Consider the following 11,571-nt stretch of genomic DNA (forward strand, 5'->3'; position numbering starts at 1 on the left):
TTCGGATAGCATTTTTTTGATATATTTCAGCAATGCCCTTTACAATTTCACATGCTGTACTCGCACCAATTTTGCATAAAGCATCGAAAGGAACACTTCCTATTTCTGCTCTAGCAATTGGTTGCATGGTCCCTGACTTATTTCGTCTTTTTACAGACGAACATATCCAAATCTCACATCAATGGAGCGCATTGCTATATCCCAATTTATTGGTGGGAATGGCATTCTGTCTATTGTGGTATGCACTATTACGACCTACTTTTTTTAGATGGATTGGTATTTACAATCCCTTAAAACTCTCGAACTTTAGATCTGTCTTTCAATTCTTGGTGCTGATCAATATTTCATTAATCTTGGGTATCAGCAGTCATATCCTTTGGGATGGTTTAACTCATGTTGATTACAGAACCTTTGCTTTTCATGATCTATTAGCTAAGCAAATCAATCTTTTGGGGCAATACTATCCCCTCCATCGCATTTTACAGGTTGGTACCTCTATTATCGTTTTGCCCTTTATTTTATGGTTTGCAAAACAATATTTTTGTACTTACCGTCAACCATTCAGAGTAACTCGTTCTATCACTATTTTTGCTGTGGTATCCGTGCTAATTTCAATATTAGGTGGATTATTTGGATTTATTCATTTCAACTCTAATTACAATACAGCCATTTTAAATGACCTATATGGTTACATTGGCTTCTCAATTAATTATTTCTTTAGAGGCTTTCTATTGACGTTTACGATTTGTGCGCTTGTTTTTCAAATCCTAGATCAATTGGAATTATTCGAAGGATCGTCTTAATTTTAAATTTGCATTAAATAATAGGGCTTTCATAATCTTCTCCTTGTGACTGTAGTCTCAAAGAGGCATAATTCACCCTTTGTATAAAGGCGTTACGCTGTTTACGTATACGCTTTCATTAACCCATATAGTTGGATTTTTAACGCTATGATGCGAACTCATTACTGCGGTTCATTAACCGAAGCTCAAATTGATCAAACCGTTACACTTTGCGGATGGGTACACCGTCGCCGTGACCACGGTGGTGTAATTTTCCTTGATATGCGTGACCGTGATGGTCTAGTTCAAGTGGTTATTGATCCTGATACACCAGAAGCTTTCGAAACAGCTGATAAAGCTCGTTCTGAATTTGTATTAAAAATAACTGGTCGCGTTCGCCGTCGTTATGCTGGTACTGAAAATGCCAACATGGTGAGTGGTCAAATCGAAGTATTAGGTAAAGAAATTGAAGTTCTAGCAGCGTCTGAAACTCCACCATTCCCATTAAATGATGATAATACTAATATTTCAGAAGAAATTCGTTTGAAATATCGTTTCTTGGACATTCGTCGTCCAGAAATGTTAGAGCGTTTACGTTTCCGTTCTAAATTAACAAACCTTATTCGTAACTATTTCGAAGAAAACGGATTCTTAGACGTTGAAACACCTATTTTGACACGTGCGACTCCTGAGGGTGCGCGTGACTATTTAGTACCAAGCCGTGTATCAAATGGTAGTTTCTACGCTCTTCCGCAATCACCACAGTTATTTAAACAATTGTTAATGGTGGGTGGTATTGATCGTTATTACCAAATTGCTAAATGTTTCCGTGACGAAGACTTACGTGCTGACCGTCAGCCTGAATTCACACAAATCGACGTTGAAACATCGTTCATGAGTGACGATGACATCATGGATTTAATGGAACGTTTAACAGTTAAGATGTTTAAAGAACTTCTTAATGTTCAATTTGATAAGTTCCCACGTATGACCTATGCAGATGCAATGCGCGACTATGCGTCTGACAAGCCTGACTTACGTATTCCACTTAAACTCGTTGACGTTGCAGATTTAATGCAAGATGTAGAGTTCAAAGTATTCGCAGGTCCTGCTAAAGATCCTAAAGGTCGTATTGTTGCGTTACGTGTTCCGGGTGCAGGTTCACTTCCACGTTCTGCAATTGATGAATACACTAAATTCGTCGGCATCTACGGTGCAAAAGGTTTAGCTTATATTAAAGTCAATGAGCTGGAAAAAGGCATTGAAGGCTTACAATCTCCTATCGTGAAATTCATCGAGCCAATCGTGCTTGATCTATTAAAACGTGTGGGTGCTGAAAATGGCGATATCGTATTCTTCGGTGCAGATAAAGCGAAAGTTGTAAACGATGCAATGGGTGCTTTACGTATCAAAATCGGTCATGACATGAAGATGGCAACTTGCGAGTGGGCACCACTTTGGGTTGTTGATTTCCCAATGTTTGAAGAAACTGATGATGGCAAATGGACCTCTGTTCACCACCCATTCACGCTGCCTAAATCTAGCGTAGAAGAAGTGAAGAACAACCCAGGTGCAGCATTATCTGTAGCTTACGATATGGTGCTTAACGGTACTGAAATCGGTGGTGGTTCGCTTCGTATTCATAACCTAGAAATGCAAAAAGCAATTTTTGAAGCTTTAGGTATTGGTGAAGAAGAAGCAGAAGAGAAATTCAGCTTCTTATTAAACGCTTTACGTTATGGTGCACCTCCACACGGTGGTTTAGCATTCGGTTTAGACCGTCTTGTGATGTTAATGACAGGTGGTTCTTCTATTCGTGATGTGATTGCATTCCCGAAAACGAAAACTGCGGAATGTCCTTTAACACAAGCACCTGCACCAGTTGAATCAACTCAACTTCGTGATCTTGGTATTCGCTTACGTGAAAAACCAAAAGCTGAATCACAAGAATAACGTTTTGTTGATCTAAATAAAAACCCTGCAACTGCAGGGTTTTTATTTCATTGAGATAAACGCTCAAAAATGGCATAATCTCAGAAAATATTTAAGAGTTCATTCATATGGCTATGCGTCCTGATGTTCGTCGTCATACAATCATTATTATTGTATTTTGCATCGTGCAATGGGCATTTATGCGTTATATCTTGAATGAACAACTATTTAACCTCACTACTTATCAGCGTATCGTGTTCTTTAGTACGAGTAGTTTCATTGCCGCGTTTGGTTCAATCGCCGCACTTATTTATATGGTGATTAAAGGAAATGCGGATAAATAAGCATTGAGCTTACTTCCCTCTTCATTCTTCTCTTGCTTAAATTAAGTCAGTATTCATCTGACAAGATTCACCTATTATCAATAAATTATTAATTTTTAAATATAAATTAAATACTTAAGGGTTTAAAATTTTTAATAAAAACTTATGTCGATCATATTGGTGCACTATAGGAATCACAGATTGATCTTTATTGACTATTTTGCCATCTAACAAAGATATCTCTTCTTGCGAAAATAACCCTAAAGTTATTATATTGGAATCATTAGGTTGGCAGAATTGAATATTGGGTATACGACCATCGAATATCAACTTATTATGCATGGCTTGATCATAAATTCGATTCGACATGATTTTATATGGAATATTACAAAACTCACTTATCATTAACTGAATATAAGCCAGCATTGACTCTCGATCACCATAGCTTACTCCTGAGCATGAAATCTGCTGCATTCCCATTTGCTCTAAGACTTCTACACCGTATGCATCTTTAATCCAGTCAGCGTTATAAGCCTCATCCTTTAATTTAACCTTTTGTTTTTCCATCCCGACATACAATCCATGTACGATGCCATCAAGTGGTGGAGCTTGGAAAATTACATCCCGAATATCAGATAAAAGAATTTTTTGAGCATTTGGACGAAGTCGAATCGCTTTTTGATACTCAAAGAAACGACCTACATGAGGATAACTCGCATAGTTCAAAGCGATTTCTTTCCAACCTTGCATTGGAATTTTAGCTACAAATTGAAAAAACAGAGTGGCGCAACGTCGTGCCAACTTATGTTTGAGTAATCCAACATAATCATTACGATAGTGTAGCTTACCCATAGAACTAAATTGGTAATTAATAGTGTAGTGTTGAATATGCTTTAAGTGTTTTCTATATTCTTCTAATTGTTTACGATAAATGATTAAAACAAGTTCACCATCAAATCCAGTATGATCTAAAGAGTTTATGAACGCTAAAATTTGAGAAACACTGTAACCTGTAGCAGCAGCTAGAATAACCTTCTCATCACCCATCGATATTTTTCCTATTTAAACTTAATTGTTCGGTGCTGATATACATCCAACAGTTGCTGAATGAGTCTAAACCACTCCCGTACAACCTTTTGTTTAAACGTCAATTTCTGCTTGATATGCTGTACTTGAATATCAAAACGCTTACGACGATTCTGCTCTAAACTACTTTCAAAAATTTCTTTTTGTGTAGGCTTTAATATATCGCTTTGAATACACAACCCAGGACTTAATTGATATGGAGTATACTGAGTTGACTGATCAAATAATTCAAAAACTATATGATCAACAGCCACCATTTCATCAAGACTTCGAGCATATTGCAATAATTGTTCACAAGCCTTTCTAGATAAAATATAGCCAGCACAACCTAAGTGTATACCATTCAGCTGATACAACGCTCGTTTACCAGGTACTATAGCTTGCTTTTGATAAGCCATTTTTATTTTTTTTGAGAAAACTTCAAGTTTGATTATATGTGTATCTTTTGGTATCCAATTATAATTCTCTAAAAGTAGATGACTCTCTTGACCCAGGTAAACATCATCTTCAAATATAGTAATAAAATCAAATTGCTCATCAACTGCTTTTTTCCACAAAGTGAGGTGACTCAATAAGCAAGCTATTTCACCTTCTGTAAGCTCTGTCTTTTGAAAATTTAGATCTAATAAGTTAATCGATTTCTGACAAGAATCAGGTGTAATCGCATTAAAAAACTCAAAACCAATATTTTGACGATTGAATTCAATGCTTATGTGTTCACGTCGGCTCTTAGCAGTCTCTAAGCTAATAACAAAATTTCTCATAATTCAGCTACTTAAACTCTACTTTTCTAGCAAACAAACATAGCCTCAACTTATGAATCAAACGAAGAAATTCTCGTTTGATTTTTTGATCAATGCTCAACATTTGTTTTGGTACTTTAAAATTGTTGCGGAAAGCGTCTAGCGAACTAACGAGCGTAATTTCTTGCTTGAGAACTTTCTCTTGTATACAAATGGCAGGTTCCAACTGATAAACAATATAATCATTGTGTTTAAGCAAATCAGAGAATAGTATGTGATCCAATGGTTTCAACGTTGTTTGATGCTGAATATAGTTTAGAATATTCTTTATGGCTTTTTTCGAAAGTATATATCCCGCAGCCCCAAAGTGATCTGTTTTTAGCTCACTTATTACATGTTTTTCTTTACTTAATTTTGATTTTTTTAAAATTACTCTCTCGAAGAAAGTTTCAATCTTTAAAATATCTATATTTTGTTCTAACCAACTACTATCCTTTAAAAATAAAGATGCATTTTCAGTTAAAAAAATGTCATCTTCAAAGATCGCAACATAATCCAAACCATCATTCAGCGCTTTCTTCCAAACAGTAATATGGCTCAATGCACACGCCAATTCACCTTCACTAATTTTAGTCAGGTCAAAAAAATCAAAATCGGATTTTATAATTTCGTAGGCTAAATCGGGAGTTAGAGCATCAAAAAACTCAAAATCAATTTTTTTTGCATGAAATTCCTCAGTGATATGACTCCTTCGCTCATGAGCAGAAGGTAAACTTATAACAAAACTCTTCATATAAAATTGGGGATCTACTTTTTACTAAGCTTATAAAATAAAAAAAGTTAATACATTATGGTTGTTAATAAATTTCACATTCAACAGTTCTAGTATGAAAAAAACATATACATTATACTTTAATTTAGATTAATTAAAAAATATCTATCCATAAAATTGAGTTTTTCTAGTTTGTCTAATTACACATTAGAACCTTTGCAATACATTTAAAAACTACATGAGAGTTTAGCATTTTTAATGCCAATCTAAATGAGTGCTATCTTTCAATAATGATGGAGCTTGATAATTAAATGCTTTACCCTCAACAGCCATTTGATATTTTTCTAAATATCCATACATCATTTTTTCAGCATTAAAATATTCTTTAACATGTTCGTGGCACTGTAAAGGATCATATTTCTGATTCAAAATAGCATCGACTAACTCATCGGTTTGAGGTGAAAGTTTTCCACAAAAATGAGGAACTAATTCTGGAATAGCCCCATAAGGCGTTGAAAAAACTGGACACCCGAAATACATACTTTCGATAATCGCTAAACCAAATGGTTCATGCCAACGCACTGGAAAAATCAAACCTTTTGAACCATTTAATAGTGCGAGTTTTTCTTGACCGCCCACCATACCATGAAAACGAATATTTGGAGAAAATGTTAAGCGTATGCCTCGTTTAAAATTAAAGCGGTCACCACCCAATACATCTAATTTTTGCTTCGCTTTTAAAGCAACATTGATCGCACCTTTGACATTCTTTAAACGCCAAGCCGCTTTACCTAAGAAATGATAATAATCACGCTTGGCTTTCCAATTCACATTACCATAATTTGACCAATCGAGGCCGTTATAAACAAAACTGTTCGACTGATGTCTCTCTGCATGATTTTTTGAAACAAAAATAGTATTTCTATCTAACAAATCACCCACTTGAGCATTACCATGTTCTGTCACAACATAAGGTATATCAATTTCAAGGTTTTTAGGTTGGAATTGAAAATGAACGATATCTGTATTTTCAGGAATTAATTGATTCCAAGATTTAAAAGGATCAATTTCAATAACCTCTGCGAAATCACAAGTTGAGCCCTTCGGGACGATAAATGTGACTTTATGACCGAACTCGACTAATTTTTTTGCTAAATCCCAAATAACTCGCTCCGTTCCACCGTAAGCAAAAACTGGAATCGTCGACATATTTGCGATTACAATATTCATTTATTCTTCTCTTGATTCATTTGCCAAAGCATCACGTATTTATTAAAGGTGTATCCCATCGAAGCGATTGCCAAAAATAATCCATATGCTCCACCAACAAAATCACCTCGGATAATATATTCTCGAATAAATGAAAATATTGATCGAAATATTAAGGCAATTAAACTGACTTTTTTTCCATTTTTAAACTTATCTTTTGCCCAATCATGACTATATCGAACATTTTTGAGCAAGAAATGATGTAAATCATCGTTGGTCAAATGAGCCAAATAACCTGGCAAACATTGTGCTGAAACCCCTTTTTGGTCTAAAGATTCATGCACTTCTAAATCTGAATACTTAAAATGCTCACGTGAATAAAGTCTTGCAAGTTTGTCGGTGTACCAGCCTCGTTTTTGAACTTCAACACCACAGAATAAATTCACTCGCGCCAAACTAAACACTCGATCATACTGTACTGGCTGCTTTAGAATTTCTGCAATCGAATCACGTAAAGGTTGATCCAATCGCTCATCTGGATCTAGAACCAACACATAATCTTGAGTGGCATAACTTTGAGCCAATTGACGTTGCTTACCAAAACCTTTCCAATCAGTATTCACAAACCATTTTGCACCGTAACGATCAGCAATTTCTCGAGTATTGTCCGTGCTTCCTGAATCTAGAATGACGATTTCATCCACGAGATCAACCACACTATCTAAGCAATCTGCCAAATGTCTTGACTCATTTTTTAAAATAATCACCAATGATAAAGTGGATCTTTTTTCTGTCCCAAGCTCGATTGAAGTTAGATTCTGCAATGCTTGATGTTCAGCAACAAACTTTCCTTCGGCATTGTTATGATGTAGATCATACAAAATTGCATATTTATTAAAAGTATATTGCGCAAATATTAACGAGTATAAAAAACCATAGCGGCCTTTCAAAAAACGACCATCTACAATATATTGTTTTATAAATGCCCAGAATGCATGCAGTAAAATTGCAAATGATGAAGTTGATTTTCCACGATTAAAACGATCAACTGCCCACGCTTTCGCGTATTGGAGTCTTTTGCTGAGTAAAAATTCTGGTGTAGGTGCAGTATGATGCAACATGAATCCATTCAATGTTTCTGTTCTAGCTTGATTCAAAACAATAGATTCATGCACTAAATTATCGTTATATTGAAATGATTTAGGATATAAACGCCAATGCGCTTTTATTGACCAATAACGATTGTCAATCTCATGTCCAAAAACACAATCAACGCGTTTAATTCCATAAACGATATTTGCAGGTTGGTTTTGGATAACTTTTAAAATGCTTTGCTTTAATTCTTCAGTAATTTCTTCATCAGCATCCAATGCTAGAATCCAATGACCAGTCGCATAGCTTTGCGCCAATTGACGCTGTTTACCAAAACCAGGCCAATCTGTATTCACAAACCATTGACCGCCAGCAGCTTCGACCAGTTCACGTCCGTGATCAGTACTTCCAGAATCAAGCACAATGATTTCATCTACCCAACCACGCAATGCAGGTAAACTAACTGCTAAATTCTCAGCCTCATTTTTTACCATCATCACAACAGATAAACGGTATGCTCTTTCTTGTCTATTCAACATTTCCATGTTTAGCGCCAAGCATCCTTAATCCATTGACTTGGCAACACATAGCGGTACCATTTACCACCGCCACCATTCACAGCATCAGGTGGATTAATCTCACCATGGAAAATAATAATTTTAGCACCTTCAGGTTTTACTGGTGGCTTAAAAAACGCCATTGGGATTTTTTGTAAACAGTGATATTTATAACTTTTACACCAGCTATCTGGCCAATAGGTTTGCTTCGCATGTTTATCTACATACCATGACAAATAGGCTTGTTCATTACGGAATTTTTTTCGGATCTCATCAAAGTTCTCACGAAAATATGGTAATAATCCAGGGAAAGCGCCCAATTTAAAACGATATACTGAGCTATTACCTGTGATTCGCCATGGTCGTTTCCAGTCGTGAATAATTAAAAAATCACCTGGATAAGTGAAAAAATCATCCATGTTATCAACGATAACAACATCCAAATCTAAAAATAGCGCGTTTCCCTTTAAGCCATATAAGTCAGGCTCAAAAGTTGAAAGTTTGTTCCAACCACGCTCAGGCGCGCCTTCAGGCAATGCTAACGGTGGAATAGGAAAGCATTTAACATTTGGATCAATTCCTTCTGTACGGTCAGTGAGACAAACCATCTGGAAATCAACAGTCGTGTGTCGTTTCACCATATTGTAAAGACGATTCACATACTCAGAACCATATTTGGTTCCCCACTTCATACACAAAACAATGTTCTGTTCTTGTGCAATCTCTTCTTCTAATAAGACATTGTTTTCATGTATTGACATGCCGTTTTATTCCACCTAATCAATAGCTGCATCATACCACAGAGTTAAAATATTCTTGAACGATAAGAATTCAAACTCGTCAAAATTGAAATCAAATCTTCATTAAATTGTCACGTCTTAGAAACCCTATTTTGTCAAATTAAATTTAATCTGGCTTGAACTAAAATAATGAAAATTACTATTGTCGGCACTGGGTACGTCGGTCTCTCAAATGCGATGATTTTAGCGCAACATCATGAAGTCACCGCCTTAGACATTGATCAAAATAAAGTAAATTTATTGAACAAGAAAATCTCACCTATACAAGACACAGAAATCTCTGATTTTCTAAGTAATAAACCATTAAACTTTAAAGCAACAACTAATGCTGTGGATGCATATTTTCAGGCAGACTATATTCTTATTGCGACACCAACTGATTATGACCCTACAACCAATTATTTTGACACTTCAAGTGTCGAATCCGTGATCACTGAGATTTTAAGTATCAATCCATTAGCGACGATCATTATCAAGTCGACAGTTCCTGTAGGTTACACCCAACAACTAAAAAGTAAATTTGAAACACAGAATATTATATTTTCACCTGAGTTTCTCAGAGAAGGAAAAGCATTGCTGGATAACTTATATCCCTCAAGAATTATAATGGGTGAAAATTCTGAACGAGCACATCAATTTGCAAACATGCTCATAGAGGGTGCTTATAAAAAAGATTGTCCAGTCTTGTTCACTGACTCCACCGAGGCAGAAGCAATCAAACTTTTTGCAAACACCTATTTAGCTATGCGCGTTGCATTCTTCAATGAACTAGATACTTACGCTCAAATATACCGATTGGACACTCGCCAAATGATCGAGGGTGTTTGTTTAGATCCTCGAATTGGTAAATTTTATAACAATCCATCATTCGGATACGGCGGATATTGTCTTCCTAAAGATACTAAACAATTACTCGCCAACTACGACCAAGTTCCAAGCAATTTAATTCAAGCCATTGTAGACGCGAATATTACTCGCAAAGATTTTATTGCACAGTCTATTTTGGAGAGATACCCTAGCGTTGTTGGGATATATCGTTTGGTCATGAAAAGTGGTTCAGACAATTTTCGATCGTCAGCAATACAAGGTGTTATGTGTCGTCTCAAAGCACAAGGAATCAAGATCATTATTTACGAACCCACACTTTCAGAGAAAAAATTTCAAAACTCAAAAATCATCAAAACACTGGAAGAATTTAAAAAAAAGGCAGATTTAATTATTAGTAATCGTCATTGCGATAAACTAAATGATGTTGCAGATAAAGTGTATACCAGAGATATTTTTGGTAAAGATGATTAAAAAAGGACTCAATTGAGTCCTTTTTTCAAAGCATTAATTACTTCACATATGTTAACCAGTGAGCATATTTAGGGTCTTTACCTTGTACGGCATCGAAGTATGCTTTTTGGATTTGTGTTGTGATTGGACCACGAACACCTTCACCGATTTGACGATCATCATATTCACGGATTGGCGTTACTTCTGCCGCTGTACCTGTAAAAAATGCCTCATCAGCGATATAGAATTCATCACGTGTGATACGGCGCTCTACAACATCATATCCAAGGTCTTTCGCAATCGTAATAATGGTTTGACGAGTAATACCATCAAGAGCACCACCAGCGATATCAGGGGTATGAATCACGCCATCACGCACTAAGAATACGTTTTCACCTGAACCTTGACACACATAACCTTGTGGATCAAGTAACATTGCTTCGTCATAACCTGAGTGCGCAACTTCTTGGTGTGCCAAAATAGACAGCGTATAGTTTCCTGATGCTTTCGCCTTACACATCGTCACGTTAGGGTGATGGTGTGTAAAAGAAGAAGTTTTTACACGAATACCCTTCGCCATTGCTTCTTCACCAAGGTAAGCGCCCCAGCTCCACGCAGCAACCACTGCATGAATTGTATTATCCGTCGCTGCAATACCTAGCTTTTCCGAACCAATAAAGATAATTGGACGTAAATAGCAAGAAGCTAATTTATTTTCACGCACCACATCAATTTGAGCTTGTTCTAATGCCGCCTGATCAAACGGAACTTTCATTTGATAAATTTTGGCAGAGTTTAAAAGACGTTTAGTGTGTTCTTTTAAACGGAAAATTGCCGTTCCATTCGGAGTTTCGTAGGCACGGACACCCTCAAACACACCCATACTGTAGTGTAAAGTGTGTGTTAAGACGTGAGTTTTTGCTTCACGCCAATCAACTAATTGTCCATCTTGCCAAATAAAACCATCACGATCAGCCAAATTCATGACCTAAACTCC

At 36.2% G+C, this 11,571-nt stretch carries 11 protein-coding genes; 4 read left to right on the forward strand and 7 right to left on the reverse strand.

Translation table 11 applies throughout. The annotated features are described in order from the left end of the window. The first annotated feature begins 32 nt into the window (after nucleotides 1-32). The 3 genes from AC1M9J_RS10665 to AC1M9J_RS10675 all read left to right on the forward strand — a co-directional run bounded on the left by AC1M9J_RS10665 (nucleotide 33) and on the right by AC1M9J_RS10675 (nucleotide 3,058). On the forward strand, nucleotides 33-803 hold the full coding sequence (locus AC1M9J_RS10665) for a DUF4184 family protein (protein WP_481952297.1): 771 nt from the start codon (nucleotides 33-35) through the stop codon (nucleotides 801-803). A gap of 147 nt (nucleotides 804-950) precedes the next feature. Further along, the gene (aspS, locus tag AC1M9J_RS10670; protein WP_481612106.1) at nucleotides 951-2,735 is read left to right on the forward strand and encodes an aspartate--tRNA ligase; all 1,785 of its coding nucleotides are present in this window, start codon (nucleotides 951-953) and stop codon (nucleotides 2,733-2,735) included. Nucleotides 2,736-2,842: 107 nt separating this feature from the next. After that, nucleotides 2,843-3,058, forward strand: a complete 216-nt coding sequence (locus AC1M9J_RS10675) for a hypothetical protein (protein WP_035265580.1) — start codon at nucleotides 2,843-2,845, stop codon at nucleotides 3,056-3,058. Between the two features lie 114 nt (nucleotides 3,059-3,172). Here AC1M9J_RS10675 and AC1M9J_RS10680 read toward each other — a convergent pair whose 3' ends face one another. The 6 genes from AC1M9J_RS10680 to AC1M9J_RS10705 all read right to left on the reverse strand — a co-directional run bounded on the left by AC1M9J_RS10680 (nucleotide 3,173) and on the right by AC1M9J_RS10705 (nucleotide 9,257). Beyond that, a complete protein-coding gene (locus tag AC1M9J_RS10680; protein ID WP_481952298.1) occupies nucleotides 3,173-4,084 on the reverse strand; it encodes a hypothetical protein in 912 nt (303 codons plus the stop codon). Between the two features lie 11 nt (nucleotides 4,085-4,095). Continuing rightward, nucleotides 4,096-4,887 carry a glycosyltransferase family 25 protein gene (locus tag AC1M9J_RS10685; RefSeq protein WP_180028271.1) on the reverse strand — a complete coding sequence of 264 codons (792 nt, stop codon included), beginning with the start codon at nucleotides 4,885-4,887 and terminating at the stop codon, nucleotides 4,096-4,098. A 7-nt stretch (nucleotides 4,888-4,894) separates the two neighbouring features. Next, nucleotides 4,895-5,659 carry a glycosyltransferase family 25 protein gene (locus AC1M9J_RS10690; protein ID WP_481613351.1) on the reverse strand — a complete coding sequence of 255 codons (765 nt, stop codon included), beginning with the start codon at nucleotides 5,657-5,659 and terminating at the stop codon, nucleotides 4,895-4,897. Nucleotides 5,660-5,893: 234 nt separating this feature from the next. After that, nucleotides 5,894-6,868 (reverse strand): glycosyltransferase, encoded by a 975-nt coding sequence (locus AC1M9J_RS10695; protein ID WP_481587165.1) that lies wholly within the window; start codon nucleotides 6,866-6,868, stop codon nucleotides 5,894-5,896. Then, on the reverse strand, nucleotides 6,865-8,475 hold the full coding sequence (locus AC1M9J_RS10700; RefSeq protein ID WP_481613386.1) for a glycosyltransferase family 2 protein: 1,611 nt from the start codon (nucleotides 8,473-8,475) through the stop codon (nucleotides 6,865-6,867). The genes AC1M9J_RS10695 and AC1M9J_RS10700 overlap by 4 nt, the downstream gene beginning before the upstream one ends. Before the next feature lie 11 nt (nucleotides 8,476-8,486). Beyond that, a complete protein-coding gene (locus AC1M9J_RS10705) occupies nucleotides 8,487-9,257 on the reverse strand; it encodes a glycosyltransferase (RefSeq protein ID WP_092767589.1) in 771 nt (256 codons plus the stop codon). Between the two features lie 168 nt (nucleotides 9,258-9,425). Here AC1M9J_RS10705 and AC1M9J_RS10710 point away from each other — a divergent pair, with 168 nt between their 5' ends. Continuing rightward, nucleotides 9,426-10,595: a nucleotide sugar dehydrogenase gene (locus AC1M9J_RS10710; protein WP_481952299.1), complete on the forward strand. Its 1,170-nt coding sequence runs from the start codon at nucleotides 9,426-9,428 to the stop codon at nucleotides 10,593-10,595. Between the two features lie 37 nt (nucleotides 10,596-10,632). Here AC1M9J_RS10710 and AC1M9J_RS10715 read toward each other — a convergent pair whose 3' ends face one another. Continuing rightward, on the reverse strand, nucleotides 10,633-11,559 hold the full coding sequence (locus tag AC1M9J_RS10715; RefSeq protein WP_035265589.1) for a branched-chain amino acid transaminase: 927 nt from the start codon (nucleotides 11,557-11,559) through the stop codon (nucleotides 10,633-10,635). Nucleotides 11,560-11,571 lie beyond the last annotated feature (12 nt).

The organism is Acinetobacter sp. ANC_7588 (genome assembly GCF_056783995.1).

Bases quoted from the DNA above. Each gene is read 5' to 3' on its own strand.
- AC1M9J_RS10690 (WP_481613351.1), bottom strand. From the start codon at position 5,659: ATGAAGAGTTTTGTTATAAGTTTACCTTCTGCTCATGAGCGAAGGAGT.
- AC1M9J_RS10695 (WP_481587165.1), bottom strand. From the start codon at position 6,868: ATGAATATTGTAATCGCAAATATGTCGACGATTCCAGTTTTTGCTTAC.
- AC1M9J_RS10715 (WP_035265589.1), bottom strand. From the start codon at position 11,559: ATGAATTTGGCTGATCGTGATGGTTTTATTTGGCAAGATGGACAATTA.
- AC1M9J_RS10710 (WP_481952299.1), top strand. From the start codon at position 9,426: ATGAAAATTACTATTGTCGGCACTGGGTACGTCGGTCTCTCAAATGCG.
- aspS (WP_481612106.1), top strand. From the start codon at position 951: ATGATGCGAACTCATTACTGCGGTTCATTAACCGAAGCTCAAATTGAT.
- AC1M9J_RS10680 (WP_481952298.1), bottom strand. From the start codon at position 4,084: ATGGGTGATGAGAAGGTTATTCTAGCTGCTGCTACAGGTTACAGTGTT.
- AC1M9J_RS10665 (WP_481952297.1), top strand. From the start codon at position 33: ATGCCCTTTACAATTTCACATGCTGTACTCGCACCAATTTTGCATAAA.
- AC1M9J_RS10705 (WP_092767589.1), bottom strand. From the start codon at position 9,257: ATGTCAATACATGAAAACAATGTCTTATTAGAAGAAGAGATTGCACAA.
- AC1M9J_RS10685 (WP_180028271.1), bottom strand. From the start codon at position 4,887: ATGAGAAATTTTGTTATTAGCTTAGAGACTGCTAAGAGCCGACGTGAA.
- AC1M9J_RS10675 (WP_035265580.1), top strand. From the start codon at position 2,843: ATGGCTATGCGTCCTGATGTTCGTCGTCATACAATCATTATTATTGTA.